We start from the raw sequence: 26,417 nt of genomic DNA, 5'->3' as shown, positions 1-26,417 counted from the left end.
CTCAGGCGGCGCGCTTCAGCTTCGGGTCCAGCGCGTCGCGCAGGCCGTCGCCCATCAGGTTGATCGCCAGCACCGACAGCAGGATGGTCAGGCCAGGCAGCGTCACCACCCACCACGCGCTCTCGATGTAGTCGCGGGCCGAGGCCAGCATGGTGCCCCACTCGGCGGTCGGCGGCTGCACGCCCAGGCCCAGGAAGCCCAGCGCGGCGATTTCCAGGATGGCGGAGGAGAAGCTCATGGTGGCGTGCACGATCAGCGGGGCCATGCAGTTGGGCAGCACGGTGACGAACATCAGGCGTCCCAGGCCGGCGCCGGCCACCCGCGAGGCCACCACGTAGTCGCGGTTCAGCTCGGTCATCGCCGAGGCGCGGGTCAGCCGCACATAGGCCGGCAAGGACACGGTGGCGATGGCGATCATCGCGTTGGTCAGGCCGGGGCCCAGGATGGCCATGATGGCCACCGCCAGCAGCAAGGACGGCAGCGCCATCATGATGTCCATCAAGCGCATGATGGAAGCGCCCAGCGCCTTGGGGAAGAAGGCGGAGACCAGGCCCAGGATCACCCCCGGCACCAGCGCCATCAGCACCGACATCAGGCCGATGAACAGCGACAGCCGCGCGCCGTAGATCAAGCGGGACAGGATGTCGCGGCCCAATTCGTCGGTGCCGAACAGGAACTGCGCGCTGCCGGCCGCTTCCCAGGCCGGCGGCGTCAGCATGTGGTCGCGGTACTGCTCGATCGGGCTGTACGGCGCGATCAGCGGCGCCAGCAGCGCGCAGGCCACGATGAACAGCACGAAGACCAGGCCGGCGACCGCGCCCTTGTTGTGGGAAAAGCCCTGCCAGAACTCCTTCAGCGGAGACGGGTAGGACAGCGCCAGGTCGGCCGTCTGCGCGGCCGCGGTTTGATTGCTTTGGCTCATATTGCGTCCCTGCTTACTTGGCGTGACGGATGCGCGGATTGGCGATGCCGTACAGGATGTCGACGATGAAGTTGGTGACGATCACCAGCGTGGCCACCATCAGGATGCCGTTCTGCACCACCGGGTAGTCGCGGCGGGCGATGGCGTCGATCAGCCATTTGCCGATGCCGGGCCAGGAGAAGATGGTCTCGGTCAGCACCGCGCCGCCCATCAGCGTGCCCACCTGCAGGCCGATCACGGTCAGCACCGGGATCAACGCGTTGCGCAGGGTGTGGATGAAAATGACGCGGGCCGGCGACAAGCCCTTCGCGCGCGCGGTGCGGACGTAGTCCTCGCGCAGCACTTCCAGCATGGACGAGCGGGTCATCCGCGCGATCACCGCCAACGGGATGGTGCCGAGCACGATGGAAGGCAGGATCAGGTGCGACAGCGCGCTCTTGAACGCGCCGGCGTTGCCTTCCGGATCGGCCGCCTCGGCCAGCCAGCTGTCTATCAGCATGAAGCCGGTGCGCGGATGGATGTCGAACATCAGGTCCATGCGGCCGGACACCGGCGTCCAGCCCAGCTTGACCGAGAAGAACATGATCAGGATCAGGCCCCACCAAAAGATGGGCATGGAGAAACCGGTCAGCGAAATGCCCATCACGCCGTGGTCGAATATAGAACCGCGCTTGATGGCGGCCAGCACGCCGGCCAGCAGGCCCCACACCATGGCGAACAACAGGGCGGACAAAGCCAGTTCCAGCGTGGCCGGGAACAGGGTCTTGAACTCGGTCCACACCGCGGTCCGGGTCACCAGCGATTCGCCGAGATTGCCGTGCAGCAGGTTGACGATGTAATCGAAGTACTGGGCGTACAGCGGCTTATCCAGCCCCAGCCGGTGCAGCGCTTCGGCGTGCATTTGCGGGTCCAGCGTGCGCTCGCCCACCATCACTTCCACCGGATCGCCGGGAATCATGCGAATCAGGCCGAAAGTCAGCAGCGTGATGCCGAAAAAGGTGGGCACCAGCAGGCCCAGCCGGCGCAAAATGAATGAAAACATGGATTTAATTCTCCCAGACGCGGATGCGATGCCAGAGTCGCGCGCGCCGTCAGACAGCTAAGAGACATGGCGTGCAGGAAATCCGCGCGGGAAAACGGCAAGAGGGGGAGAACAGCGCCGCCGCTGGACGCGACGGATGAGGATAGGGTGCCGGGCGGCGGACAGGCAACTAAACCACCCACCAGCATTAGCTGCAGCCACCAGCCCGGCGAGATGAAAGATATCAGTCTCCCCGCCTTCGCTGATTGACGCAGGTCAAACCGGCCGCATGCCGCTTGTTCGCCCTAGCCTTGCTACTCGTTTCTTCCTTGATTCCCGTGCGGATGCTGCCATGCCGAACCGCCGCGCTCTCTAGTCGGAGCGCTGACCGGTGCGGCACTTGTTGCAAGCGGCGGAGCCTCGGCCCCGCCGCCATGGTCATGCCTGGTTAGGCGGACCTTACTTGACGCTGACGCCGTAGAAGGAGTTCAGACCGAACGGGCTCACCTTGAAGCCCTGCACCGACTTCAGCATAGGCTGATTGACGGTGGAGTGGGCGATGGTGGTCATCGGCACTTGTTGCTTCACGATCTCCTGCGCCTTCATGTACAGCTTGGTGCGCTCGGCGACGTTGGCCGTGGCCTTGCCCTTCTGGATCAAGTCTTCGAACGGCTTGTAGCAGAACTTGGAGAAGTTGTTGCCGTTCATCGCGTCGCAGCCGAACAGCACGCCCAGCCAGTTGTCCGGATCGCCGTTGTCGCCGGTCCAGCCGATCAGCATGGAGTCATGCTCGCCGGCCTTGGCGCGCTTCAGGTACTCGCCCCATTCGTAAGAGGTGATCTTGGCCTTGACGCCGATCTTGGCCCAGTCGGACTGGATCATCTCCGCCATCAGCTTGGCGTTGGGGTTGTACGGACGCTGCACCGGCATCGCCCACAGGGTGATGTCGAAGCCGTTCGGGTAGCCCGCCTTGGCCAGCAGGGCCTTGGCCTTGGCCACGTCATACGGCGCGTCCTTCAGGTTCTTGTTGTAAGACCACTGGGTCGGCGGCATCGGGTTGGTCGCCGGCTGGCCTGCGCCCTGGTATACGGCCTGCAGGATGGCCTTCTTATTGATGGCCATGTCCAGCGCCTCGCGCACTTCCAGCTTGTCCATCGGCTTGTGCTTGACGTTGTACGCCAGGTAGCCCAGGTTGAAGCCGGCTTGCGAGGTCACTTTCAGCTTCGGATCGGCCTTCATCGCGGCCACGTCGGTCGGACGCGGATAGGCGGTGATCTGGCACTCGCCGGCCTTCAGCTTCTGGTAGCGCACCGATGCGTCGGTGGTGATGGCGAACACCAGGTTGTCCACCTTGGGGCCGTCAGCCTTGTCCCAATAGTCCTTGTTGGCCGCGTAGCGGATCTGCGCGTCCTTCTGGTAGCGCTTGAAGATGAACGGGCCGGTGCCCACCGGTTGCTGATTGATCAGCTGCGGCTTGCCGTCCTTCAGCAGCTTGTCCGCGTATTCGGCAGACTGGATGGAGGCGAAGCTCATCGCCAGGTTCTGCAGGAAGGCGGCATCCACCTTCTTCAGCGAGAACTTGACGGTATACGGATCCACCTTTTCGACCTTGACGATGTTCTCGTCCATGCCCATGTCGGTGAAATACGGGAATTCAGTCGGATAAGCCTTGCGGAACGGATGGTTCTTGTCGAGCATCCGGTCGAAGGTGAAAGCCACGTCGTCGGCGTTGAAGTCGCGCGTCGGCTTGAAGTAGTCGGTGGTCTGGAACTTCACGCCCTTGCGCAGGTGGAAGGTGTAGTTCAGGCCATCGGCCGATACGTCCCACTTTTCAGCCAGCGCCGGCACCACCTTGGTGCCGCCGCGCTGGAATTGCACCAGACGGTTGAAAATGGTTTCGGCGGAAGCGTCGAAATCGGTGCCGGAGGTGTATTGGCCCGGATCGAAGCCGGCCGGGCTGCCCTCGGAGCAGAACACCAGCGTGCCCGCGGCGTGCGCCGCGATCGAGGAACCCGCAAATGCGCCAAGCACCAGCAGCTTTTTGAAAGCTTGCATAATGTTTCCCTTCCCTTTGTACAGACCATCAATCGGGTCTTTTTTGCTATTGGAGCCGGTTCAAGACTCGGCAGTGGGGATACATTATGCACAGAGGGCGCTTTTGACAAGCGCCCCCTGGTAATTTTTATGCAGCCGCCGGCGGCGGCGGACGCCTATGACAACAGGCTCTTACAGCTTGCGCAGCGCCACGGAGCCGACGGAATAGCCCGCCCCGAAAGAACTGATGACACCGACATCTCCAGCGCGCAAGTCGTCCGAATGCAGGTGGAAGGCGATCACCGAGCCCGCCGAACTGGTGTTGGCATAACGATCCAAAATCACCGGCGCCTCCACTTCGTCAGCTTCGCGGCCGAGCACGCGCTTGGCGATCAGCTGGTTCATGGCCAGATTGGCCTGGTGCAGCCAGAAGCGGCGCACGTCGGCCGGCGCGATGCCTAGGCTGTCCAGATGGGACACGATATGCTCGCCCACCATAGGGCACACTTCCTTGAACACCTTGCGGCCCTGCTGGATGAACAACTTGTCGGGCATGCCTTCGCCCCGCTCGTCGCAGCGGTTCAAGAAGCCGAAATTATTGCGGATGTTGTTGGAGAATACCGTGGCCAGCTTGCAGCCCAGCACTTCGAAGCGCTGCGCCGACGTCGCCGCCTCGGCCCTCTCCAATACCACCGCGGTGCAGGCGTCGCCAAAGATGAAATGGCTGTCGCGGTCGCGGAAATTCAGGTGGGCGGAACAGATTTCCGGGCTCACCATCAGCACGGCGCGCGCCTGACCCGTCGCGATGGCGTTGACCGCCGTCTGGATGCCGAAGGTGGCGGACGAGCAAGCCACATTCATATCGAAGGCGAAACCATTGATGCCCAACGCCTGCTGCACCTCGATGGACAAGGCTGGATACGGCCGCTGCATATTGGAGCAGGCCACGATCACCATATCGATGTCTTCAGCCGCGCGGCCCGCGCGCTCCAGCGCCTGGCGCGCGGCGGCCACGGCCATTTCCGCCTGCAGCGACAGCGCCTCGTTGGCGCGCTCGGGCAGGCTGGGCTTCATCCTGGCGGGATCGAGCACGCCCGCCTTGTCCATCAGGAAGCGCTGCTTGATGCCGGAAGCTCTTTCGATGAACTCGGCGCTGGACTCAGCCAGCGGCTCCCGCGCGCCGGCGGCGATTTCCGCCGCATGGGCCACATTGTGGCCACGGACGAAGGCATTGAACGCCTCGACCAGCTCGGCGTTGCTGACTGCGTGCGGCGGAGTGAACAACCCCGTTCCGCTGATGACGACTTTATACATTATGGATTGACCCTCACTCTCCCCCATGGGGTGAACATGGCGACGCGCCGCCGCCGACAAAGGCCTTCGCCTCCGCCGCCCAGCCGAACCGGCGCGATCGGCCCGATATTGCAGCGATTTTACACAAGCCCCTGCGCAAAAAGTAAAAATCCATCGCGCGCGCGCGCATAAACTCTAGTAAAATGACCGGTTTTAGGCGTATCCGGAAGCGGCGGGTCGAACAATACTTGACTAAATTAGTCGGATATTGGGTATAATCTCGATTACCCCCCACCGGAATCAAAACACCATGCGCCTCACCACCAAAGGACGCTTCGCCGTAACCGCCATGCTGGATCTCGCCATGCGCGAAGGCCGCGGCCCGGTCACGCTGGCCGGCATCAGCGAACGCCAAAACATTTCCTTGTCCTACCTGGAACAACTGTTCGGCAAGCTGCGGCGCGCCGAACTGGTGGACAGCGTGCGCGGCCCCGGCGGCGGCTACACGCTGGCCAAGGAAATCCAGGACATCTCGGTGGCCGACATCATCGTCGCCGTCGACGAGCCTGTCGACGCCACCCAATGCGGCGGCCGCGAAAACTGCCGCGGCACCCAGCGCTGCATGACCCATGACTTGTGGACCAACCTCAACGTCACCATTTTCGATTACCTGTCCAAGGTGAGCCTCGCCAGCCTGGTGGAGCAGCAGCACGCCCAGGAAGAGCACGCCAAGGAAACCAGCGTGGTGCAGGACAAGCGCGACGGCAGCCACAAGCACGCCGCCGCCGGCAACGCCCTGTAAGCGCCTGAACATCTCGCGGAGACAATGTATGAGCCAGCTCAAGCTACCGATCTATCTGGATTACTCGGCCACCACCCCGGTGGACCCGCGCGTCGCCGAGAAGATGATTCCCTATCTCACCGGCAAGTTCGGCAACCCCGCCTCGCGCAGCCACAGCTTCGGCTGGGAAGCCGAGGAGGCCGTCGAGAACGCGCGCGCCGAAGTCGCCAAGCTGATCGGAGCCGATCCCAAGGAAATCGTCTGGACCTCCGGCGCCACCGAATCCGACAACCTGGCGATCAAGGGCGCGGCCCAGTTCTACAAGAGCAAGGGCAAGCACATCATCACCGTCAAGACCGAGCACAAGGCGGTGCTGGACACCTGCCGCGAGCTGGAGCGCCAGGGCTTCGAAGTTACCTATATGGACGTGCAGGAAAACGGCCTGCTCGATATCGAAGCTTTCAAGGCCGCCATCCGTCCGGACACCATTCTGGTTTCCGTGATGTATGTGAACAATGAAATCGGCGTGATTCAGGATATCCCGCAAATCGGCGAGATCTGCCGTGAGAAGGGCATCATCTTCCACGTCGACGCCACCCAGGCGCCGGGCAAGGTCAAAATCGACCTGAACACGCTGAAAGTGGACCTGATGAGCCTGTCCGCGCACAAGGCGTACGGCCCCAAGGGCATCGGCGCGCTGTACGTGCGCCGCAAGCCGCGCGTGCGCCTGGAAGCGCAGATGCACGGCGGCGGCCATGAGCGCGGCTTCCGCTCCGGCACCCTGGCCAGCCACCAGATCGTCGGCATGGGCGAAGCCTTCCGCATCGCCCGCGAGGAAATGGACAGCGAGAACGAGCGCATCCGCATGCTGCGCGACCGCCTGTGGAACGGCATCAAGGGCATGGAAGAGGTGTACATCAACGGCGACATCGAGCAGCGCGTGCCGCACAACCTCAACGTCAGCTTCAACTTCGTCGAGGGCGAGAGCCTGATCATGGCCATCAAGGACCTGGCCGTGTCCAGCGGCTCCGCCTGCACCTCGGCCTCGCTGGAGCCGTCCTACGTGCTGCGCGCCCTGGGCCGCAACGACGAGATGGCGCACAGCTCCATCCGCTTCACGCTGGGACGCTTCACCACCGAGGAAGAAATCGACTTCGCCATCGAGCTGCTGAAGTCCAAGATCGGCAAGCTGCGCGAACTGTCTCCGCTGTGGGAGATGTACAAGGACGGCGTGGACCTGAACAGCGTGCAATGGGCGGCCCACTGAGCCGATAACAGATGACCGGCCGCGGCGCTTGAATAAAGCCGCGGCCCGCAGGAGCAAAGACATGGCATACAGCGAAAAAGTACTCGATCACTACGAAAACCCGCGCAACGTCGGTTCCTTCGACAAGGGCGACGACAGCATCGGCACCGGCATGGTGGGCGCGCCGGCCTGTGGCGACGTGATGAAGCTGCAAATCAAGGTGGGCGCGGACGGCGTGATCGAAGACGCCAAGTTCAAGACCTACGGCTGCGGCTCCGCCATCGCCTCCTCGTCCCTGGTGACCGAGTGGGTGAAGGGCAAGTCGCTGGATGAGGCGCTATCGATCAAGAACACCGCCATCGCCGAAGAACTGGCCCTGCCGCCGGTGAAAATCCACTGCTCCATCCTGGCCGAAGACGCGATCAAGGCCGCGGTGGAAGACTACAAGCAGAAGCACGGCAAGTAAGCGGAGGACGACAGATGGCACTCTCTCTTTCCGAACGCGCCGCCCAGCACGTATCCGCCTTCCTCTCCAAGCGCGGCAAGGGCCTTGGCGTGCGCCTGGGCGTGAAGACCTCCGGCTGCTCCGGCATGGCCTACAAGCTGGAGTTCGTCGACATCGAAAACACGGAAGATGTCCGTTTCGAAAGCCACGGCGTGGCCATCTACACCGACGCCAAGAGCCTGGCCTATATCGACGGCACCGAGCTCGACTACGTCAAGGAAGGCCTGAACGAGGGGTTCAAGTTCAACAACCCCAACGTCAAGAACGAGTGCGGCTGCGGCGAGAGCTTCAACATCTGACCGCCGCCGCCGAAGGGCGGAGCGTTGACGCGCAAGCGCCCATGCTCCGCCCTTCTCGCTTCCGGCCCTTATCCTTGCTCTGGACGCCTCGATGAACCACGACTTCAACCAGGACTTCTTCTCCCTGTTCGGCCTGCCGCGCCGCTTCGCCCAGGATGCGGCGCAGCTGGACGCCGCCTGGCGCGCCGCCGCGGCCCAGGTGCACCCTGATCGTTACGCCGCCAGCTCCGACGCGGAAAAGCGCAGCGCGCTGATGCTGGCCACCCGCGTCAATGAAGCCTATCAAACGCTGAAATCGCCGCTGAACCGCGCCCGCTACTTGCTGCTGCTGGCCGGCGTGGACACCCAGGAAGAAAACAATACCCGGATGCCGGGCGACTTCCTGATGGCGCAGATGGAATGGCGCGAGAGCATAGACGACGCCCGCGCCAGCGTGGACGCGCTGGAAGCGCTGTCGCGACGGCTGCGCGCTGAAGTCCGCCAGATGCAGTCCGAGCTGGAAGCCGCGCTCGACGCGCGCGCCGACTTGGACGGCGCCGCCGTTCTGGTGAGAAAATTGCGCTTCATGGACAAGCTGGACCAGGAAATCGGCGACGCCATCGAAGGCCTGCTGGAATAAATCGCTTCGCGCCGCGCGCCCGGGCAACGACATAAAGATCAAGACATGGCTCTATTGCAAATCGCCGAACCCGGCCTCTCCGCCGCTCCCCACCAGCACCGCCTGGCCGTGGGCATAGACCTCGGCACCACCAATTCGCTGGTCGCCACCGTCAAGAGCGGCTCAGCCGCCGTATTGCCGGACGAACACGGCCGCAGCCTGCTGCCTTCCGTCGTGCGCTATGGCGAGCAAGGCGTGACGGCCGTCGGCTACGAGGCGCAGAAGGAACAGAACCGCGATCCGCACAACACCATAGTCTCGGTCAAACGCTTCATGGGCCGCGGCGTCAGCGACATCAAGGACGCCGGCAGCCTGCCCTACCGCTTTGTGGACGCGCCCGGCATGGTGCAACTGCTCACTTGCGCCGGAACCAAAAGCCCGGTGGAGGTATCGGCCGACATCCTGCGCGCCTTGAAAGACCGTGCAGAGGAAAGCCTGGGCGGCGAGCTGACCGGCGCCGTGATCACCGTGCCGGCCTATTTCGACGACGCCCAGCGCCAGGCCACCAAGGACGCCGCCAAGCTGGCCGGCCTCAATGTGCTGCGCTTGCTGAACGAACCCACCGCCGCCGCCATCGCCTACGGCCTGGACAACGGCAGCGAGGGAACTTACGTGGTCTACGACCTGGGCGGCGGCACGCTGGACGTCTCCATCCTCAAGCTGACCCGCGGCGTGTTCGAAGTGCTGGCCACCAGCGGCGACTCCGCGCTGGGGGGCGACGACTTCGACCACCGCGTGTTCTGCTGGATGCTGGAGCAGGCCGGCGTGTCCGGCCTGTCCGCTCACGACATGCGCCTGCTGCACACCCGCGCCCGCGAAGCCAAGGAAGCGCTGACCGACCACGCCAGCACTCGCGTCACCGCCATCCTGACCGACGGCCAGTCGCTGGACCTGGAGCTGGATCAGGCCACGCTGCACGCCATCACCAAGACCCTGGTGGACAAGACGCTGACGCCGGTGCGCAAGGCGCTGCGCGACGCCAGGATTACGCCCGAGGACATCCAGGGCGTGGTGATGGTGGGCGGCGCCACCCGCATGCCGCACGTGCAAAAAGCGGTGGCCGATTTCTTTGGCCGCGCGCCGCTGACCAATCTGGACCCGGACAAGGTGGTGGCGCTTGGCGCCGCCATCCAGGCCAATGTGCTGGCCGGCAACAAGCAGGACGACGAGTGGCTGCTGCTGGACGTGCTGCCGCTGTCGCTGGGCATAGAGACCATGGGCGGCCTGACCGAGAAGATCATCCCGCGCAACAGCACCATTCCGGTGGCGCGCGCGCAGGACTTCACCACGTTCAAGGATGGCCAGACCGCCATGTCCATCCATGTGCTGCAGGGCGAGCGCGAGCTGGTCTCCGATTGCCGCAGCCTGGCCAAGTTCGCGCTCACGGGCATTCCGCCCATGGTGGCGGGCGCCGCGCGCATCCGCATCACCTTCCAGGTGGACGCCGACGGCCTGCTGTCCGTCACCGCGCGCGAGCAGACCTCCGGCGTGGAAGCCAGCATCGAAGTGAAACCGTCCTATGGCCTGTCCGACGACGAAATCAGCCGCATGTTGACCGAATCGATGAGCCACGTGCAGGAAGACATCGAGGCGCGCAAGCTGCGCGAGGCCATCGTCGACGCCGAAAGCCTGCGCGACGCCACCCGCAACGCGCTGGTCCAGGACGGCGACCTGCTGGACGAAGCCGAGCGCGCCGAGGTGGAGGCTGCGGCGAACGCCGTGGACGCCGCCATCGCCGAAGCCGTCGCCCGCCGCGTCAACGAGGCTAGCGCCGCACTGAACCACGCTACCGAAACCTTCGCCGCCCGCCGCATGGACCGCAATATCCAGCGCGCGCTGAAGGGCCACAAGATTACCGATTTGTAAGGACTCGCCATGCCGCGAATCATCGTACTGCCCCATCCCGACCTGTGCCCCGAAGGCGCGGTGATAGACAACGCCGAAACCGGCCAGAGCATCTGCGACGCGCTGCTCGCCCACGACATCGAGATCGAGCACGCCTGCGAGATGTCCTGCGCCTGCACCACCTGTCACTGCATCGTCCGCGAAGGCGGCAACTCGCTGAACGAGGCCGACGAGCTGGAAGAAGACCTGCTGGACAAGGCTTGGGGCTTGGAAGCGCAATCGCGCCTGTCCTGCCAGGCCATCGTCGCCGACGAGGACTTGGTGATCGAAATCCCCAAGTACACCATCAACCACGCCCGCGAACATCACTGAGCCAGGAGAAGCGCCATGAAATGGACCGACGTGAACGACATCGCCATCGAGCTGGCGGACGCCCACCCGGACGTAGACCCGAAGACCGTGCGCTTTGTCGACCTGCACAACTGGGTGGTGGACCTGCCAGACTTCGATGACGACCACAGCCGCGGCGGCGAGCGCGTGCTGGAGGCGATACAGCAAGCCTGGATAGATGAAGCGGAATAAAGCACGCCGCCTCGAACAAGGCCCCGCAAGGGGCCTTTGTTCTATCCGCGGGTGAAAATCGGCCGCCGGCGGTTTATCATCGAAAAACGCGCCGGCCTTCGCCGCCGCCTCCCCTAACGGAGCCGTCATGTTCACCCTGATCATCGGCAACAAGAACTACTCCCCCTGGTCGCTGCCGCCCTGGCTGCTGCTGAAAACGCTGAACGAACCGTTCAAGGAACAGCAGATCGACCTGTATCTCTCCGACAGCAAGGCCCGCATCCTGGCCGCCAACCCGGCCGGCAAGGTGCCGGTACTGGTGGACGACAAGCTGCGGGTGTGGGACTCGCTGGCCATCTGCGAATATCTGGCCGAATGCTTCCCCGCCGCCAAGCTGTGGCCGGATGACCCCAAGCTGCGCGCGACGGCGCGCTCCATCGTCGCCGAACTCCATTCCGGCTTCGAAGTCCTGCGCCATAGCCTGTCCATGGACATTTCGCTCAAGCAGATAGACTACGAGAGCTCGCCGGCGCTGGAGTCCGACATCGCCCGCATCGTTTCCATCTGGGAAACCCAGCGCGAGCGCCATATCGCGGACGGCGCCTGCCTGTTCGGCCGCTTCACCATAGTCGACGCCTTCTTCGCCTCGGTCTGCACCCGCTTCCAAACCTATAACGTGGCGCTGCCGCCAGCCTCCCAGGCTTACGCCCGCCATATCCTGAGCCTGCCGGCCATGCAGGAATGGTATCGCGCCGCCGAGCGGGAGCGCCGCCGCCCCGGCTGATGGAAGCTGGTGGAAAGGTGTCGCAAATCGAGTGGAACAACGCGCCATAAGTCATTAGAATGGCGCGTTTTTTATATTTTTATTACCTTAAGGACATCCTGACATGAGCACCCCGTTCATCATCGGCGTTGCAGGCGGCAGCGGCAGCGGCAAGACCACGGTTACCAATAAAGTGCTGGAAACCATTGGTTCCGAGATGGCGGCAGTCATCATTCAGGACTACTACTATCGCGACCAGAGCCACCTGACCTTCGAACAGCGTCTGGGCACCAACTATGACCATCCGCAGGCGTTCGACTGGCCGCTGTTGATCTCCCACATCGATGATCTGCGCAATGGCCGCGCCATCGCCATGCCGGTGTACGACTTCGCCAACCACACGCGTTCCGACCAGACCGTCACCGTGCAGCCGGCGCCGGTGATCGTGATCGAGGGTCTGTTCCCGCTGTACGACGCCGCCCTGCGCGAAATGATGTCGCTGAAAATCTTCGTCGACACCGATTCCGACGTGCGCTTCATCCGACGCCTCAAGCGCGACATCGCCGAGCGCGGCCGCACCATGGAAAACGTGATTGAGCAGTACCTGACCACCGTGCGCCCGATGCACAACCAGTTCATCGAACCGACCAAGCGCTTCGCCGACGTCATCCTGCCGCATGGCGCCAACGATCCGGCGGTGGACATCATCACCACCAAAGTCGCCAGCCTGATGGTGTGAGCCTGAGCCCGGCATCGCGGAAGCCGCCTCCGGGCGGCTTTTTGCTTGCCGGATTGACGCGCGCCGCGCTGCCGGCGGACAATCGCCTGCGCGCCGCATGGCGCATTCATACAAGGAAAATCATGCATACGATCAAACCGCGCAATCCGCTGGCTTGCGCAGCCATCATGAAGAAGGGCGGCGCGCATGGCAGCAGCCGCTCTGGACAGCGCCAGGCGCAAAGGCAGGCCTTATGGGCCGAACTGGACGATTGGCGCGACTGGGACCAGTCTACGCTCGCCGCGCAGCCTGGCGAGTCCGACGCCGAAGAGGCGTTTTTCGCAGCCGCAAAAGCAACAGGCCATCCGCAAGATGGCCTGTTGCTTTTGCGCGCTGCTTTGCCAACAATTTCGCACAAGACGTTTACACTACGCGACAGGCGCTGCCAGTAGAATGCCGCATCGTCCCGCACTGGAACTCTAAGCCATGAAATGGATCGTCACCGCCCTGCTCGCGCTGCTGCTCGCTGGCTGCGGCAGCCTGGGCCTGAAAAAGCCCGAAGTCAGCCTCAGCAATATCGAGCCCGGCAAGAGCACGCTGTTCGAGCAGAACTTCACCGTCACGCTGCGCATCGTGAACCCTAACGCCATTCCGCTGCAGGCCAGCGGCCTGGAGTTCGATGTCATGGTGGCGGGAGAGAAACTCGGCAGCGGCGTCAGCGACCAAGCCATTTCCATCCCGGCCAACGGCGAGGGGCTGGTGCCGCTGCAGGTGCACACCTCGCTGGCGGCCTGGATACGCCAATTGGCCAACTGGCAGCAACTGCCTGGCGGCAAGATGGCTTATGAAATCCGCGGCCAGCTGAAAAACCTGAACGGCCTCGCCACCCTGCCCTTCAGCAGCCATGGCGAATGGAAACTGCCGGGGCTGGCCAAGTAAGCGCTACTGCCGCGGCAGGGCCAGGCAGTTGTTGCCGTCGAAGCTGACGCTAAGCACTTCCTGGCTTTTCTTGTCCACCACGAAATTGGTGTTGCACTGGTAGTGCACGGTGCCGCCGCCCATCATGCCGTCGCTGACCCAGCGTCCCGGCGTCTCCACCACCCGGCTCTGCCCATCCTTGTCCGTCACCGTCAACCGCGTGCCCGGCTCGTAACGCGTGTTCTGCGTCAGCGGCTGCTGCTCGGTGCTTTCCTTGACATAGCTGTACAGCGTGTTGCCGTTCGGCATCTTCATGGTCTTGCTCGGCGGCCCCCATTCGGCCAGCAGCTCGTTCACATCGCGGCCCTGCCAGCGATATACCTTCTGCGCATAGCCTTGCTGGGTCGGAATCATGGAGCAGCCGGCCAGGGCCAGCAGCAGCAAGGGCAGGATCAGCTTGTTCATTCTCGGCCTTTACTCGGTCAATTCATCGTCGTTCGGCCATTTTCGCGTCGCGCCAGCAAAAACGCCAGCCCGAGGGCTGGCGTGATCAGGCAAACAGACGGGCTGTTTACAATTTGAAGCGGCTGAAGGCCTGCTGCATCTCGCGCGCCACGCCGTCCAGCGTGCGCAGCGTCTGCTGGGCGCCTTGCAGCGCGGCGTCGGAGTCCAGTATCTTGTTGTTGATGGACTCGGTGCTTTGCGCCATCGCCGTGGTGGCATTGTGCTGCTCGCCGGTGGACAAGGCAACGTCGCCAATCTTGTCCACCACCTGGCGCATGGCGCGCGTGATGTCTTCCAGCCTTGCCCGCGCCTGTTCGGTCTGCGAGGCGCTGCTGTCCACCGATTCTATGGTGCGCTCCATATTGCCCACTGCCCTGCCGGTTTCGCTCAGTATGTTCTGTACCATATTGCCGATTTCCACCGTCGCGGTGCCGGTGCGTTCGGCCAGCTTGCGCACCTCGTCCGCCACCACGGCGAAGCCGCGGCCCTGCTCGCCGGCGCGCGCCGCCTCGATGGCCGCGTTCAGCGCCAAGAGATTGGTCTGGTCCGCGATGTCGCGGATCACGCCAGTGATCTTGGAAATTTCCTGCGAGCGCTGTTCCAGCGCCGCCAACAGGCCGGACAGCTCGCCCACGGACTGGCTGGTGCGCGCCATTTCTCCGCTGATGCGCTGCAGTTCCTCGGCGCTGGCCTGGGAATGCTCGCCGGTGTCGCGCGCCAACTCGTCGGTTTCGCGCGTGGCGTCGGCAATGTGCGAGATGCTGACTGTGACCTCTTCTATCGCCGCGGCGTTGGAGCTGGAGATGTCGGCCAGCGCGTGCGAGTCTTCCGCCACCTGCTCCACCACCACGCTGACCGAAATCACGCCCTGCGCCAATTGCTCGGCTTCATCGCGCAGCTCCCGGAACATGCCGTTCAAACGGTCGACGAACTGGTTGAAAGCCCGTGCCATCTGCGCCACTTCATCCTCGCCCGCCGCCTCTATGCGGCGCGTCAGATCGCCTTCGCCCTGCGAGATTTCGCGCAGCGCGTCGCGCACCTGCAGCAGGCCCTTCATCAAACGGCTCAAATAGGCGCCGGACAACAGCAGGGCCAGGACCAGCACCACGACCAGGGCCGCCGCCATGTCCACCATCATCTGGCGCAGCGGCGCGTCGCGCAGCTCGCTGTCCACCACCACGCCCAGCACCCAGTCGCTGCCTTCCACCGGGCTCAGCCGCAGCAGGCGGTTTCCGCCGTCCAGGGACACTTGAGCCGGCTCGCTCTGGTTCAGCAGACTGGCGATGCGCGCCTCGTCCATGCCCGGCATCAGGTCGGACAAAGGCTTCAAGGCGGTATCGGCCTTGGGATAAGCGATCAGCTTGCCGTCCTTGCCCATCAGGAACACGAAGCCGTTACCCGGCAGCGAGACCGACAGCACGGACTTGACCAGCTGGCCGATGGCGATGTCGCCGCCGACCACCTTGTTGCCGGCAGGCAGCGCCTGGGCGATGGTGATCACCAGATCATTGATGGAAGCGCTGGCCGGCTTGTACGGCGGCGTCACGATCACGCCGCCCTTGGCCTTGGCGGTCTGGAACCAGCCGCGGGAGGCCGGATCGTAGCTCGCGCTGGGCTTCTGCTTGCCGGGAATGGAATAGACCATGCCCTTGGTGTCGCCGTCGCCGACGAAGATCTGGATATAGCCGCCGGCCTCGGCCAGTTGCTGCAGATACAGGGTGGGATCGGCCTCGCCGCCATGGCGCACCGCGCTGGCGATGATCTGCCGCCGCTGTTCCAGCCAGTTGGAGACGAAACGCTGCTGTCCGCTGATGGCCAGATCAAGCTGGGCATTGATGCCGTCGGACAGATTGCTGCGGAATTTCAGGTAGGCGCTGACCGCGGTGGCGCAGGTTGCGGCCAGTATGGCCAGGGCCAACAGCAGGGCGATCTTGCTTCGTATGGATTTCATGGCGCTCCGCTTTTCATCGCGAGGAATCGGCCCGCGCTTGCTGACGCGGACCGAGGATCAAAACGGCGCAATTGTAAATTGAACTTACAAATCACGCGACCACACACAAGAAAATAGCCAAATGCCCTGCAAAACCATTCAGCCATACGCCTGCGGCATGGCCTTTCCGCCACAAGCGCCTGAGCTAGTTATAGCTTGAAGCGTCCAAACGCGTCCTGCATGCTGCGCGCCACCTGGCGCAAATCTTCCAGCGTCTGCATCGCGCTTTGCAGCGCGGCGTCGGAGTCCAGAATCTGGTTATTGATGGATTCCGTGCTCTGCGCCATCGCCGTGGTGGCGTTGTGCTGCTCGCTGGTGGACAGGGAAACATCGCCTATCTTGTCGATGACCTGCTGCATCGCGTCATTGATCGCGATCAGCCTGCCGCGCGCCTGGCTGGTCAACTGCACGCTGGTATCGACCGCGCCCACGGTGCGGTGCATATTGCCCACCGCCTTGCCGGTTTCGCTGAGAATGTTCTCCACCATCTCGCTGATTTCCACCGTCGCCTTGCCGGTGCGCTCGGCCAGCTTGCGCACCTCGTCCGCCACCACGGCGAAGCCGCGGCCCTGCTCGCCGGCGCGGGCGGCCTCGATGGCGGCGTTCAGCGCCAACAGATTGGTCTGATCGGCGATGTCGCTGATCACATTGGTGATCTTGGAGATTTCCTGCGAACGCTGCTCCAGCGCCGCCAGCAGGCCAGACAATTCGCCCACGGACTGGCTGGTATGCTCCATTTCGGAGCTGATGCGCTGCATGTCGCCCGCGCTTTCGCGTGAGTGCTCGCCGGTGTTGCGCGCCAGCGTGTCGGTTTCGCGCGTCGCCTCCGCGATGTGCGAGATGCTGACCGTCACTTGCTCGATGGCCGCCGCGTTGGCGCTGGAGATATCGGCCAGGCGGTGCGAATCGTCCGCCACCTGCTTCACCGCGCCGCCCACCGTGATCACGCCCCCGGCCAGTTGCTCGGCTTCGTCGCGCAGTTCGCGGAACATGCCGTTCAGCCGGCCCACGAACTGGTTGAAGGCCTTGGCTGTCTGCGCCACCTCGTCGTCGCCATGCACCTCGATGCGGCGGGTCAAATCGCCTTCGCCCTGGGAGATTTCATGCATGGCGTCGCGCACCAGGATCAGGCCGCGCAGCAGGCGCGCCAGATAACCCGAGCTCAAGCCCACCAGCACCAGCAGCACCACGATCACGCCGCCGGCGATCAGCCAGATCAACTGCGTCACCGGCGCCAGCACGGCCGCTTCGTCCGCCGCCACCGCCAGCACCCAGTCGGTGCCTTCCACTTGGCGCAGCACCACCAGGAAGGTTTTGCCGTCGACTTCCAGCGGCGTCACCTCGCCGCTCGCCACCAGCTGTTGGAAGCGCGCGTCGTCCAGGCCGGGAATCAGCTCGGCGATGGGTTTCAGCTCCTGGCCCGGCTTGGGATAGGCGATGACCTTGCCCTGGCGGGTCAGCAGGAAGGCGTGGCCGTCGCCGGCCAGCTTGATGTCCAACACCGACTTCACCAGCTTGTCGATCAGGATGTCGCCGCCCACCACGATCTCCTGGCCCGGCGCCTTGTCGGCGATGGTGATCACCAGCTTGTCCTTGGTTTCAGGCTCGGAGTCCTTGTACGGATCGGTCACGATCACGCCGCCGGCCGCCTTGGCCTGCTGGTACCACGGCCGCTGCACCGGCTGGTAAGCCGCGCTGGGCTTGGAACGGCCCGGCACGGAATAGAACATTTCGCCGCTGTCGCCATGGCCGGCGTAAATGATGTTGAATCCGCCGCCCTTGGCGATTTGCTGCAAGTAGTAGCTGACTTGCGGATCGCCGGCTCGGTCCAGGCTGGCGCCGATCAGCTTCTTGCGCACCGTCAGCCATTCCGACACCAGCCCGCCCTGCAGCTGTTGCACCTGGGTGACTTCGCGCTTGGCTTCGTCGTAGGCGTGATTGCGAATATTGAGGCAGGCCAGGATGGTGACGCTGAGCGTGGCCACCAGGATTGAGGCCGCCGTCAACAACATGAGCTTGTGTCGAATGGAGCGCATAATGATAAGCCGATACTGATAAAAGGCCTATTATCCGGCATGCTAGCCGCCGCGCATCGTTAAAAATCACATTACATTTAAATATTATCGATAAATTTAATTCGAAATGACGAAAACTCGGCAATAAGCTTCATGCGCGCCATGCCTCTCCTTGCCGCCACAGCAACGCATCCATGAAGATCCGCGCCGGATCCGCGTCCCGCCGCGGATGCCAGGCATGCTCCACCGTAATAGCCAACTCGGCATCGTCCAGCCGGCCCCAACGCAGGCCACCGTCTCCTCGCCGCAACACTGGCGTGATCAATTCGGGCAATACAGCCACCGCCGGCAAGCGTTCCAGCAGCAGCGGAATGGCCAGCAGGCTGGCGGTGGAGGCGATCACCCGCCGCTCGCAGCCGCGCGCGCGCAGGTAATCGTCCACCATGCTGGCGTCGTTGCCGATATAAGAGGTGTAAAGATGCGGCGGCTCAGCCAACTGGGCCGCATCCAGCCGCGCCGGCAACGTCAAGCGGTCGGCGTGATGCACGCAGACAAAGCGGCTCTGGAACAACGCGCGCCGGCTCAGCCGCTCCGGCAATTGCGGGAAATGGCCGACCGCGCCATCTATGCGCCGCTCGTCCAACGCCGCCGGCACCTCGGACGCCGGCATGGCCAGCACCTGCAGGCACAGCCGCGGCGCCTGCGCCTGCAAGGCCTCGATCAAGCTCGGCAGCAATGCCGCCTCCAGCAGGTCAGGCATGGCCAGGCGATAGGCGCCCTCCAGCCGCAACGGGTCGAAGGGCTGCGGCGCGAGCAAGTCCTGCGCCTGAGCCAGCCAGGCTTCCAGCCGCGGCAACAACGCCTCCGCGTACGGCGTCAACGCCATGCGGCGGCCATCGCGGCACAGCAACGGATCGCCGCACTGTTCGCGCAGCCGCTTCAGGATGTGGCTGACCGCGGGTTGGCCCAGGCACAGCCGCTCGGCGCTCAGACTGACGCTGCGCGTGCTGAGCAAGGCATGCAGCGCCGCTAGGCTGTTCAGGTCCAACCGGCGCAGCCTCAGGGCATCAATATCATTCACAGTAATATATTCAATGAAAACGATCGATTTTATTAAATCATAGGCGCTTTCTACACTGGCGGCATCCCCCACTATCGGATGCCGCAGCATGCATGCTCCCACCTCCGCCGCCCACGCCTCCAGGCTGCTGGCCATCGCGCTGATCGCCTGGCTGGAATTCCTGCAGAACGGCCTGCTCAATTTCGCCTCGTCGCAAGTGATGGGCGGCATAGGCGCGGGGCCGGAGGAGTTCAGCCAGGCCGCGATGGCCTACGCCTTGTTTGCCGTGCTGGCGCTGTTCAACCATCAGTGGTGCGTGGAGCGCTTCGGCTCGCGCCGCCATTTGCAAGCCTCCATCGCGCTGTTCGCCTTGGGCGCGTGGATCGCCGGCGGCGCCGGCTCGCCCAGCGCCTTCATCATCGGCCGCGCCGTGCAGGGTCTGGGCGGCGCAGCCTTCTTCACCGCCGCCCGCCTGGAAGTAGCGCAACTGCCGACCGCCCGGCGCGGCTTGGGGCTGGTCGTCTTCGGCCAGGCGCTGCTCTTGGGCAGCGCGCTGGGGCCGCTGCTAGGCGGCTGGCTGCTGCAGGCCTACGGCTGGCGCGCCTTATGCTGGGGCGTGCTGCCCTTTCTGCCGCCGGCGCTGTGGGCCGCCGGCCGACTGCCGCTGCGTCCGCCCGCGCAGCGCCCCGCGCATTACCCCACTGCAACCTTTTTGACGCTGCTGGGCGCCGCCTTCCTGCTGCAATGGCTGATCCAGCAAACGCCGTATCAGCTGTTCGCGCATCCGGCCTGGCTGGCCGCGGCGGCCGGCGCCGCCCTCCTCTGCTATCTCGCCTTCCGCGCCCAGCACCGCCGCCATGCCTCGGACCGCCGCCGCTGGCGGCTGCTGCGCCGCCCCGGCTACCGCATCGGCCTATTGGGTTACAGCTGCTGCTATCTGCTGGTCTCGGCCAACAGCTATATCCTGCCCATGCTGTCGGCCCAAGCGCTGGGCTTCGATCTGCCCACCAGCGGCCTTTTGCTGTCGGTCAGCTATCTGGCCGGCATGCTGTTCGCGCTGCTGTACGCCAAATTATTGCTGCGCGGCATGGCGCCCTCGCTGCGGCAGACACTGCTGGCCAGTTGCATCCTGCTGGCGGCCTATGGCTGGCTGATGAGCGGCATCAACGGCGAGGCCTCGCTGACCCGCGTCGCCGCCATTCTGTTGTTGAACGGCGGCTTCATGTCGCTGTTCATCATGGCGGTGGCCCAAGGCACTTTCCGCCGCGTCGCGCCCGCCGCCTTCGCTCACGCTTACCAGACCAAAAACATCGTGCGCCAGGTGTCCATTTCGGCCGGTGTGGCTCTGGCCAGCGTGTTCATGCAGGCGCGCAACGCGCTGCATTACAACCGGCTAGCCGAACGTTTCTCTTGGGACGCGCAACAGTTTAACGACGCTTTGCATCTTTTACGGGAACAATTGCCGTATTTGAGCGATACTCAGCGTCTTGGAGTGCTGGCTGGCGAACTCGCCCGGCAAGCCGCGCTGATTTCCTGCCTGGACTTTTTCCGTCTGGAGATGTGGATCGCGCTGGCGCTGGCGGGCGGCCTGTTCGCGCTGCGCGCGGTAGACTAGCGCGGCCTCGCCAGCCCTGCCCGTACCATGTTTCATCAGGAAGAAATCGTCATGCGCAAGAGCGGCACGCAATCGGAGACTTTCAACAAGATCATCGAAGCCAGCCTGCAGATGTTCAATCAGGAAGGCGAACGCATCATCACCACCAACCATATCGCCGCCAGGATGAACATCAGCACCGGCAAGCTCTACTATCACTTCCGCAACAAGGAAGAGATCATCAACGAGCTATACCAGCGATATGTGAAGGGCATGGCGGATCAGCTGTCCGCCGCGCTGAACCACAGCAACTCGATAGAAGCCATGATCATGGCGATGGAAAAGACGCTGCGCCACGTCTGGAGCTTCCGTTTCCTGCCCAAGAGCCTGCCCAGCCTGTTCTGCATCAATCCCGAGCTGGAGGAAGAACATCAGCAGCTGTCGCGCGGCCAGCTCAACAACAAGCTGGGCCAGCTGTTCTCGCGCCTGCGCGAGCAGGGCATGCTGCTGGTGGACGACCAGCAGTTGCCGCACCTGGTGCAGCACTTCCAGATGGTGCAGGCCGGCTGGATCAATACCGTGAAGCAAAACGCCAGCGCGGCGGAGCTGGAGAAGCTGATCCAGTCCGGCTGCCGCAGCCTGATGTTCCTGTTGGCGCCCTATGTCAGCCCGCGTTTCCAGCTGCCGTTCGAACGCGCCTGCGCGCGCTTCGCCTGATTCGCCCCCTCGCGGGCATCGCCTTTGGCGAACCCGCGCTACCCGTCTCCAAATAAAAACACCCCGCGAACCATCGCGGGGTGTTTTCGTTCAGACCGGGGAAACCGGGCTTAGATCATGCCTTTGCTTTTCAGCAGTTCGAACATGGTCTTGCCGATTTCGGCCGGGCTGCGGGTATAGGCGATGCCGGCCTTCTCGAAAGCCTTGAACTTCTCTTCCGCCGTGCCCTTGCCGCCGGAGATGATGGCGCCGGCGTGGCCCATGCGCTTGCCCTTCGGCGCGGTGACGCCGGCGATGTAGCCGACTACCGGCTTGGTCACGTAGGACTTGGCGAATTCGGCCGCTTCTTCTTCGGCGGAACCGCCGATTTCGCCGATCATCACGATGGCGTCGGTGTCCGGATCATCCTGGAACAGGCGCAAGGCGTCGATGTGGCTGGTGCCCGGGATCGGGTCGCCGCCGATGCCGATGCAGGTGGACTGGCCCAGGCCCAGAGCGGTGGTTTGCGCCACGGCTTCGTAGGTCAGGGTGCCGGAGCGCGACACGATGCCGATGCGGCCCGGATTGTGGATGTGCCACGGCATGATGCCGATCTTGCACTCGCCCGGGGTGATGATGCCGGGGCAGTTCGGGCCGATCAGGCGGATGCCGGCTTCGTCCACGGCCTTCTTCACGTACAGCATGTCCAGAGTCGGCACGCCTTCGGTGATGCAGACGATCAGCTTCACGCCGCTGTCGATGGCTTCCAGGATGGAATCCTTGGCGAAGGCTGCGGGCACGTAGATCACCGAGGCGTCAGCCTGGGTTTGACGCACGGCGTCCTTCATGGTGTTGAACACCGGCAGGCCCAGGTGCTCGGAACCGCCCTTGCCCGGGGTCACGCCGCCTACGACCTTGGTGCCCACCTTCAGCGCCTGCTCGGCGTGGAAGGTGCCGTTCTTGCCGGTGAAGCCTTGCACCAGCACTTTGGTGTCTTTGTTTACCAATACGCTCATTTTGTATTCCTCAGCTCAGTGCGGGTCTCAGGCCACAGCCTTGACGGCGGCGACGATCTTCTCGGCAGCGTCGTTCAGACCCTGGGCGGAAGTCAGTTTCAGGCCGGATTCGTCCAGGATCTTGGCGCCCAGCTCGGCGTTGTTGCCTTCCAGACGAACCACGACCGGCACGGTCACGTTCACTTCCTTCACGGCGGCGATGATGGCTTCGGCGATCATGTCGCAGCGGACGATGCCGCCGAAGATGTTGATCAGCACGCCTTGCACCGAGGTGTCGGCCAGGATCAGCTTGAACGCTTCGATCACGCGTTCCTTGGTGGCGCCGCCGCCCACGTCCAGGAAGTTGGCCGGTTGGCCGCCCTTCAGCTTGATGATGTCCATGGTGGCCATCGCCAGGCCGGCGCCGTTCACCATGCAGCCGATATTGCCTTCCAGGGCCACGTAGTTCAGGTCGAACTCGGAAGCCTTCACTTCGCGCTCGTTCTCCTGGCTCTTGTCGCGCTGGGCCAGCAGTTCCGGGTGGCGGTACAGGGCGTTGGAGTCCAGGTTGATCTTGCCGTCCACGCAGGCCAGCTCGCCGTTTTCGCGCAGCGCCAGCGGGTTCACTTCGAACAGGGCGAAGTCGTTCTCGACGAAGGCCTGGTAGGAGCCCAGCATCAGCTTGCTGAACGCGGCGATCTGCGCGCCGGACAGGCCCAGCGCGAAAGCGGCGTCGCGCGCCTGGAACGGCTGCATGCCGACCAGCGGGTCCACTTCGATCTTGATGATCTTTTCCGGGGTCTCTTCGGCCACCTTCTCGATTTCCACGCCGCCTTCGGTGGAAACCATGAACACGACGCGCTGGCTGCCGCGGTCAACCACGGCGCCCAGGTACAGTTCGCGCTGCACCGGGTACATGTCTTCGCACACCAGAACGCTGTTCACCGGCTGGCCGGCGGCGTCGGTCTGGTAGGTCACCAGATTGGTGCCGATCAGGGTCTTGGCGACTTCGGCGGCTTCTTCGCGGCTCTTCACCACTTTCACGCCACCGGCCTTGCCGCGGCCGCCGGCGTGCACCTGGGCCTTCACGACGGCGAATTTGCCGCCCAGCTTGTCGTAAGCGGCAGCCGCTTCTTCCGGCGACGTGGCCAGAATGCCTTGTTGCACCGGCAGGCCGTAACGGCTCAGCAGCTCTTTCGCTTGGTATTCATGCAGGTTCATCTATGGTTTCCTTTCGGGGAAATGATGGCGGGCATGCGCCTCTGCCTCTATTCCTTGATCGCTTGCCAAACCTTGGTTGCGCGGACCGCTCCAGCCCCCCGGCTGGAAAAGCGGCCCGTTACCGGTAGGGTCGTGCGCATTGTACACGACCCGTGTTCACTCAACCGTGCAACGCGCGCTTGTCGGCGGCGAGAGCGGCTTCGTGGATCACTTCGGACAGCGACGGGTGGGCGTGGATGATGCGCGCCAGGTCTTCGCTGGCGGCCTTGAACTCCATGCTCACCACGCCTTCGCTGACCAGTTCGGACACCATCGGGCCTATCATGTGCAGGCCCAGGATGCGGTCGGTCTTGGCGTCGGCCAGGATTTTCACCATGCCCTGCGCCTGGCCCAGGCCCAGCGCGCGGCCGTTGGCGCCGAAGCCCGACGTGCCCTTCTTGTACTCGACGCCCTCGGCCTTCAGTTGCTCTTCGGTCTTGCCGACCCAAGCGATTTCCGGCGAGGTGTAGATCACCCACGGAATCACGCCGAAGTCCACGTGCGGCTTCTGGCCGGCGATGCGCTCGGCCACGGCCACGCCCTCTTCCGACGCCTTGTGCGCCAGCATCGGGCCGCGCACCACGTCGCCGATCGCCCAGACATTGGGCAGATTGGTGCGGCAATGTTCATCCACGGCGACGAAGCCGCGCTCGTCCAGGGCCAGGCCGACGGTTTCGGCGCCCAGGCCCTGGGTGTTCGGCACGCGGCCGATGGAGACGATCAGCTTGTCGAACTCGGCCTTCACCGCCTCGCCGTTCAGCTCGTAGTTGACGGTGACGCTCTTCTTGCCGGTCTTGATCTCGCCGATCTTGACGCCCAGCTTGATGTCCAGGCCGGTGTCCTTGGTCAGCGTCTTGAACGCTTCCTTGGCGATCTGCTGGTCGGCGGCGGCCAGGAAGGTCGGCATGGCTTCCAGAATGGTCACTTCCGCGCCCAGGCGCTTCCAGACCGAGCCCATTTCCAGGCCGATCACGCCGGCGCCGATCACGCCCAGGCGCTTGGGCACAGCCGTCAGCGCCAGCGCGCCCTCGTTGTCCAGCACCAGCTGGTTGTCGGTGGCCAGGCCCGGCAGCGCGCGCGGGCTGGAGCCGGTGGCCACGATCACGTGGCTGGCTTCCAGGGTGTCCACCACCGCGCCGTTGTCGGTGACTTCGATCACCCACTTGTCGCCCTGGCGGCCCTTGAAGGCGGCCAGGCCGTGGATGTTGGCGACCTTGTTCTTCTTGAACAGGAAGCCGATGCCGGCGGCGTTCTTGGTGATGATGTCGGTCTTGCGGGCCAGCATCTGGCCCACGTCCATCTTGGCGCCGGACACGGTGATGCCGTGCTTGGCGTAGTCATGGTGCACGGCGTGGAAGTTTTCCGACGACTGCAGCAGGGCCTTGGACGGGATGCAGCCTACGTTCAGGCAGGTGCCGCCCAGCGACGCCTTGCCTTCCGGGTTCTTGAACGCGTCCACGCAGGCGGCGCTGAAGCCCAGCTGGGCCGCGCGGATGGCTGCGACGTAGCCGCCCGGGCCGCCGCCTATCACTACCACATCAAACTGTTGGCTCATGGTTTTCCCTTGGGGTCAGGCCTTGCCGACTTTGAACAGCAAGGCCCCGAAAGCGATCATGAACAGCGCGATGATGATCTTGCCGAACAAGCTGTAGCGGTCCTCGCGTATCCCTTGCTGGCGTTTTTTCCAGGTAAGGAAAAGCAGCGCCACGCCGGCCAATACCGAGGCGATGGCGTAAACCCAATCCGGCAGATTCATGTGTGCTCCGTTCATGCAGATTCAAACAGGCCGGCTTGCGCCGGCCTGGGGCTTCATTACAGGTCGAGCAGCAGGCGAGCCGGATCTTCGATGGCATCCTTGATGGCCACCAGGCTCAGCACCGCTTCGCGACCGTCGATGATGCGGTGGTCGTAGGACTGGGCAAGATACATCATCGGACGCACCACCACTTGACCGTTCTCAACCACGGCGCGCTCCTTGGTGGCGTGCATGCCCAGGATCGCGGATTGCGGCGGGTTGATGATCGGGGTGGACATCATGGAGCCGAAAGTGCCGCCGTTGGAGATGGTGTAGGTGCCGCCGGTCAGTTCTTCCACGGTCAGCTTGCCTTCCTGGGCGCGCTTGCCGAAGTCGGCGATCTGCTTCTCGATGTCGGCAAGAGACAGTTGGTCCGCGTTGCGGATCACCGGCACCACCAGGCCGCGCGGGCTGCCCACGGCCACGCCGATGTCGAAGTAGCCGTGATAGATGATGTCGTTGCCGTCCACCGAGGCGTTGACGATCGGGTATTTCTTCAGCGCGGCGACCACGGCCTTGACGAAGAAGCCCATGAAGCCCAGCTTGATGCCGTGCTCTTTCTCGAAGCGGTCCTTGTACTTGGCGCGCAGCTCCATCACCGGCTTCATATTGATTTCATTGAAGGTGGTGAGGATGGCGTTGGTCTGCTGGCTCATCACCAGGCGCTCGGCCACGCGCTGGCGCAGGCGGGACATCGGCACGCGCTGTTCCGGACGGCCGGACAGGATGCCGGCCACGTTGACGGCGGCCGGGGTGGAAGCCAGGGCGACGCCGGCGTTGGCGGCCGGCGCGATCACCGGACCGGCTTGCGACGGGGCTGCCGGCTTGGCGGCGGCTTGCACGTCTTCCTTCAATACGCGGCCGTCGCGGCCGGAACCAGCCACCTTGGACAGGTCCACGCCGGCTTCGGCGGCCAGCTTGGCGGCGGACGGCATGGCGGCGGC

General features: G+C 63.9%; 27 protein-coding genes. 14 read left to right on the top strand and 13 right to left on the bottom strand.

Translation table 11 applies throughout. From position 1 onward, the window contains the following. Position 1: 1 nt before the first annotated feature. From C2I19_RS06435 to C2I19_RS06420, 4 genes are all read right to left on the bottom strand, one after another. Positions 2–922 carry an ABC transporter permease subunit gene (locus C2I19_RS06435; RefSeq protein WP_103901893.1) on the bottom strand — a complete coding sequence of 307 codons (921 nt, stop codon included), beginning with the start codon at positions 920–922 and terminating at the stop codon, positions 2–4. Positions 923–935: 13 nt separating this feature from the next. Next, complete coding sequence (locus C2I19_RS06430) at positions 936–1,964, bottom strand: ABC transporter permease subunit (protein WP_103901892.1); 1,029 nt, start codon at positions 1,962–1,964, stop codon at positions 936–938. Between the two features lie 438 nt (positions 1,965–2,402). Then, positions 2,403–3,998: an ABC transporter substrate-binding protein gene (locus C2I19_RS06425; RefSeq protein ID WP_103901891.1), complete on the bottom strand. Its 1,596-nt coding sequence runs from the start codon at positions 3,996–3,998 to the stop codon at positions 2,403–2,405. Positions 3,999–4,169: 171 nt separating this feature from the next. After that, on the bottom strand, positions 4,170–5,291 hold the full coding sequence (locus tag C2I19_RS06420; protein ID WP_103901890.1) for a beta-ketoacyl-ACP synthase III: 1,122 nt from the start codon (positions 5,289–5,291) through the stop codon (positions 4,170–4,172). Positions 5,292–5,580: 289 nt separating this feature from the next. Between C2I19_RS06420 and iscR the strand changes: the two genes are divergently transcribed. The 12 genes from iscR (at position 5,581) to C2I19_RS06360 (ending at position 13,585) form a co-directional block, all read left to right on the top strand. After that, positions 5,581–6,072 (top strand): Fe-S cluster assembly transcriptional regulator IscR, encoded by a 492-nt coding sequence (iscR, locus tag C2I19_RS06415; protein WP_103901889.1) that lies wholly within the window; start codon positions 5,581–5,583, stop codon positions 6,070–6,072. Between the two features lie 28 nt (positions 6,073–6,100). Further along, positions 6,101–7,318 carry an IscS subfamily cysteine desulfurase gene (locus C2I19_RS06410; protein ID WP_103901888.1) on the top strand — a complete coding sequence of 406 codons (1,218 nt, stop codon included), beginning with the start codon at positions 6,101–6,103 and terminating at the stop codon, positions 7,316–7,318. A gap of 61 nt (positions 7,319–7,379) precedes the next feature. Further along, complete coding sequence (iscU, locus tag C2I19_RS06405; RefSeq protein ID WP_043628269.1) at positions 7,380–7,763, top strand: Fe-S cluster assembly scaffold IscU; 384 nt, start codon at positions 7,380–7,382, stop codon at positions 7,761–7,763. A 14-nt stretch (positions 7,764–7,777) separates the two neighbouring features. Continuing rightward, a complete protein-coding gene (iscA, locus tag C2I19_RS06400) occupies positions 7,778–8,101 on the top strand; it encodes an iron-sulfur cluster assembly protein IscA (RefSeq protein WP_103901887.1) in 324 nt (107 codons plus the stop codon). Positions 8,102–8,192: 91 nt separating this feature from the next. Beyond that, positions 8,193–8,720 (top strand): Fe-S protein assembly co-chaperone HscB, encoded by a 528-nt coding sequence (gene hscB, locus C2I19_RS06395; RefSeq protein ID WP_103901886.1) that lies wholly within the window; start codon positions 8,193–8,195, stop codon positions 8,718–8,720. 45 nt (positions 8,721–8,765) lie between these two features. After that, positions 8,766–10,625 (top strand): Fe-S protein assembly chaperone HscA, encoded by a 1,860-nt coding sequence (hscA, locus tag C2I19_RS06390; RefSeq protein ID WP_103901885.1) that lies wholly within the window; start codon positions 8,766–8,768, stop codon positions 10,623–10,625. 9 nt (positions 10,626–10,634) lie between these two features. Then, positions 10,635–10,976, top strand: coding sequence for an ISC system 2Fe-2S type ferredoxin (gene fdx / locus C2I19_RS06385; RefSeq protein ID WP_071109699.1), 342 nt, complete (start codon positions 10,635–10,637; stop codon positions 10,974–10,976). 15 nt (positions 10,977–10,991) lie between these two features. Continuing rightward, on the top strand, positions 10,992–11,186 hold the full coding sequence (iscX, locus tag C2I19_RS06380; protein ID WP_103901884.1) for a Fe-S cluster assembly protein IscX: 195 nt from the start codon (positions 10,992–10,994) through the stop codon (positions 11,184–11,186). Positions 11,187–11,313: 127 nt separating this feature from the next. Beyond that, the gene (locus C2I19_RS06375; protein ID WP_103901883.1) at positions 11,314–11,949 is read left to right on the top strand and encodes a glutathione S-transferase family protein; all 636 of its coding nucleotides are present in this window, start codon (positions 11,314–11,316) and stop codon (positions 11,947–11,949) included. 103 nt (positions 11,950–12,052) lie between these two features. Further along, on the top strand, positions 12,053–12,667 hold the full coding sequence (gene udk, locus C2I19_RS06370; protein WP_103901882.1) for a uridine kinase: 615 nt from the start codon (positions 12,053–12,055) through the stop codon (positions 12,665–12,667). Between the two features lie 122 nt (positions 12,668–12,789). After that, positions 12,790–13,098 (top strand): hypothetical protein, encoded by a 309-nt coding sequence (locus C2I19_RS06365; protein ID WP_146056752.1) that lies wholly within the window; start codon positions 12,790–12,792, stop codon positions 13,096–13,098. Positions 13,099–13,132: 34 nt separating this feature from the next. Continuing rightward, a complete protein-coding gene (locus C2I19_RS06360; protein WP_103901880.1) occupies positions 13,133–13,585 on the top strand; it encodes an LEA/WHy family protein in 453 nt (150 codons plus the stop codon). Between the two features lie 3 nt (positions 13,586–13,588). On the opposite strand, the gene C2I19_RS06355 is transcribed toward C2I19_RS06360, so the two are convergent. The 4 genes from C2I19_RS06355 to C2I19_RS06340 all read right to left on the bottom strand — a co-directional run bounded on the left by C2I19_RS06355 (position 13,589) and on the right by C2I19_RS06340 (position 19,154). Next, positions 13,589–14,029: a hypothetical protein gene (locus tag C2I19_RS06355; protein WP_103901879.1), complete on the bottom strand. Its 441-nt coding sequence runs from the start codon at positions 14,027–14,029 to the stop codon at positions 13,589–13,591. A 106-nt stretch (positions 14,030–14,135) separates the two neighbouring features. Continuing rightward, on the bottom strand, positions 14,136–16,019 hold the full coding sequence (locus tag C2I19_RS06350) for a methyl-accepting chemotaxis protein (protein ID WP_103901878.1): 1,884 nt from the start codon (positions 16,017–16,019) through the stop codon (positions 14,136–14,138). A gap of 188 nt (positions 16,020–16,207) precedes the next feature. Then, positions 16,208–18,070 carry a methyl-accepting chemotaxis protein gene (locus C2I19_RS06345; RefSeq protein ID WP_233201120.1) on the bottom strand — a complete coding sequence of 621 codons (1,863 nt, stop codon included), beginning with the start codon at positions 18,068–18,070 and terminating at the stop codon, positions 16,208–16,210. Between the two features lie 154 nt (positions 18,071–18,224). After that, the gene (locus tag C2I19_RS06340) at positions 18,225–19,154 is read right to left on the bottom strand and encodes a LysR family transcriptional regulator (protein ID WP_158253649.1); all 930 of its coding nucleotides are present in this window, start codon (positions 19,152–19,154) and stop codon (positions 18,225–18,227) included. 88 nt (positions 19,155–19,242) lie between these two features. On the opposite strand from C2I19_RS06340, the gene C2I19_RS06335 reads away from it, so the two are divergent. Next, complete coding sequence (locus C2I19_RS06335; RefSeq protein WP_103901875.1) at positions 19,243–20,748, top strand: MFS transporter; 1,506 nt, start codon at positions 19,243–19,245, stop codon at positions 20,746–20,748. A gap of 51 nt (positions 20,749–20,799) precedes the next feature. Continuing rightward, a complete protein-coding gene (locus tag C2I19_RS06330) occupies positions 20,800–21,444 on the top strand; it encodes a TetR/AcrR family transcriptional regulator (protein WP_158253648.1) in 645 nt (214 codons plus the stop codon). 110 nt (positions 21,445–21,554) lie between these two features. Here the strand turns inward: C2I19_RS06330 and sucD are convergent, their stop codons facing one another. The 5 genes from sucD to odhB all read right to left on the bottom strand — a co-directional run. Further along, the gene (gene sucD, locus C2I19_RS06325; RefSeq protein WP_047258561.1) at positions 21,555–22,439 is read right to left on the bottom strand and encodes a succinate--CoA ligase subunit alpha; all 885 of its coding nucleotides are present in this window, start codon (positions 22,437–22,439) and stop codon (positions 21,555–21,557) included. 27 nt (positions 22,440–22,466) lie between these two features. After that, entirely contained in the window at positions 22,467–23,639 is a 1,173-nt protein-coding gene (gene sucC, locus C2I19_RS06320) for an ADP-forming succinate--CoA ligase subunit beta (protein ID WP_103901873.1), read from the bottom strand. Between the two features lie 160 nt (positions 23,640–23,799). Next, positions 23,800–25,233, bottom strand: a complete 1,434-nt coding sequence (gene lpdA, locus C2I19_RS06315; protein ID WP_103901872.1) for a dihydrolipoyl dehydrogenase — start codon at positions 25,231–25,233, stop codon at positions 23,800–23,802. A gap of 15 nt (positions 25,234–25,248) precedes the next feature. Further along, positions 25,249–25,434 (bottom strand): hypothetical protein, encoded by a 186-nt coding sequence (locus C2I19_RS06310; RefSeq protein ID WP_103901871.1) that lies wholly within the window; start codon positions 25,432–25,434, stop codon positions 25,249–25,251. A gap of 56 nt (positions 25,435–25,490) precedes the next feature. Beyond that, positions 25,491–26,417: 2-oxoglutarate dehydrogenase complex dihydrolipoyllysine-residue succinyltransferase (gene odhB / locus C2I19_RS06305; RefSeq protein WP_103901870.1), on the bottom strand; the 927-nt coding region annotated here is incomplete at its 5' end.

The sequence above is a fragment of the Chromobacterium alticapitis genome, from assembly GCF_002924365.1.
GTDB lineage: Bacteria > Pseudomonadota > Gammaproteobacteria > Burkholderiales > Chromobacteriaceae > Chromobacterium > Chromobacterium alticapitis.
The sequence above is the reverse complement of the archived record's forward strand: the minus strand, read 5'-3'. Positions and strand labels throughout refer to the sequence as shown.

What these genes read in the sequence shown, in the direction of transcription:
- C2I19_RS06430 (WP_103901892.1), bottom strand. Translation starts at nt 1,964, where the DNA reads ATGTTTTCATTCATTTTGCGCCGGCTGGGCCTGCTGGTGCCCACCTTT.
- C2I19_RS06335 (WP_103901875.1), top strand. Translation starts at nt 19,243, where the DNA reads ATGCATGCTCCCACCTCCGCCGCCCACGCCTCCAGGCTGCTGGCCATC.
- hscB (WP_103901886.1), top strand. Translation starts at nt 8,193, where the DNA reads ATGAACCACGACTTCAACCAGGACTTCTTCTCCCTGTTCGGCCTGCCG.
- lpdA (WP_103901872.1), bottom strand. Translation starts at nt 25,233, where the DNA reads ATGAGCCAACAGTTTGATGTGGTAGTGATAGGCGGCGGCCCGGGCGGC.
- fdx (WP_071109699.1), top strand. Translation starts at nt 10,635, where the DNA reads ATGCCGCGAATCATCGTACTGCCCCATCCCGACCTGTGCCCCGAAGGC.
- iscR (WP_103901889.1), top strand. Translation starts at nt 5,581, where the DNA reads ATGCGCCTCACCACCAAAGGACGCTTCGCCGTAACCGCCATGCTGGAT.
- C2I19_RS06435 (WP_103901893.1), bottom strand. Translation starts at nt 922, where the DNA reads ATGAGCCAAAGCAATCAAACCGCGGCCGCGCAGACGGCCGACCTGGCG.
- C2I19_RS06310 (WP_103901871.1), bottom strand. Translation starts at nt 25,434, where the DNA reads ATGAATCTGCCGGATTGGGTTTACGCCATCGCCTCGGTATTGGCCGGC.
- C2I19_RS06360 (WP_103901880.1), top strand. Translation starts at nt 13,133, where the DNA reads ATGAAATGGATCGTCACCGCCCTGCTCGCGCTGCTGCTCGCTGGCTGC.
- sucD (WP_047258561.1), bottom strand. Translation starts at nt 22,439, where the DNA reads ATGAGCGTATTGGTAAACAAAGACACCAAAGTGCTGGTGCAAGGCTTC.
- sucC (WP_103901873.1), bottom strand. Translation starts at nt 23,639, where the DNA reads ATGAACCTGCATGAATACCAAGCGAAAGAGCTGCTGAGCCGTTACGGC.
- C2I19_RS06410 (WP_103901888.1), top strand. Translation starts at nt 6,101, where the DNA reads ATGAGCCAGCTCAAGCTACCGATCTATCTGGATTACTCGGCCACCACC.
- C2I19_RS06350 (WP_103901878.1), bottom strand. Translation starts at nt 16,019, where the DNA reads ATGAAATCCATACGAAGCAAGATCGCCCTGCTGTTGGCCCTGGCCATA.
- C2I19_RS06420 (WP_103901890.1), bottom strand. Translation starts at nt 5,291, where the DNA reads ATGTATAAAGTCGTCATCAGCGGAACGGGGTTGTTCACTCCGCCGCAC.
- C2I19_RS06345 (WP_233201120.1), bottom strand. Translation starts at nt 18,070, where the DNA reads ATGTTGTTGACGGCGGCCTCAATCCTGGTGGCCACGCTCAGCGTCACC.
- C2I19_RS06375 (WP_103901883.1), top strand. Translation starts at nt 11,314, where the DNA reads ATGTTCACCCTGATCATCGGCAACAAGAACTACTCCCCCTGGTCGCTG.
- iscA (WP_103901887.1), top strand. Translation starts at nt 7,778, where the DNA reads ATGGCACTCTCTCTTTCCGAACGCGCCGCCCAGCACGTATCCGCCTTC.
- udk (WP_103901882.1), top strand. Translation starts at nt 12,053, where the DNA reads ATGAGCACCCCGTTCATCATCGGCGTTGCAGGCGGCAGCGGCAGCGGC.
- hscA (WP_103901885.1), top strand. Translation starts at nt 8,766, where the DNA reads ATGGCTCTATTGCAAATCGCCGAACCCGGCCTCTCCGCCGCTCCCCAC.
- iscU (WP_043628269.1), top strand. Translation starts at nt 7,380, where the DNA reads ATGGCATACAGCGAAAAAGTACTCGATCACTACGAAAACCCGCGCAAC.
- C2I19_RS06365 (WP_146056752.1), top strand. Translation starts at nt 12,790, where the DNA reads ATGCATACGATCAAACCGCGCAATCCGCTGGCTTGCGCAGCCATCATG.
- C2I19_RS06355 (WP_103901879.1), bottom strand. Translation starts at nt 14,029, where the DNA reads ATGAACAAGCTGATCCTGCCCTTGCTGCTGCTGGCCCTGGCCGGCTGC.
- C2I19_RS06330 (WP_158253648.1), top strand. Translation starts at nt 20,800, where the DNA reads ATGCGCAAGAGCGGCACGCAATCGGAGACTTTCAACAAGATCATCGAA.
- C2I19_RS06425 (WP_103901891.1), bottom strand. Translation starts at nt 3,998, where the DNA reads ATGCAAGCTTTCAAAAAGCTGCTGGTGCTTGGCGCATTTGCGGGTTCC.
- iscX (WP_103901884.1), top strand. Translation starts at nt 10,992, where the DNA reads ATGAAATGGACCGACGTGAACGACATCGCCATCGAGCTGGCGGACGCC.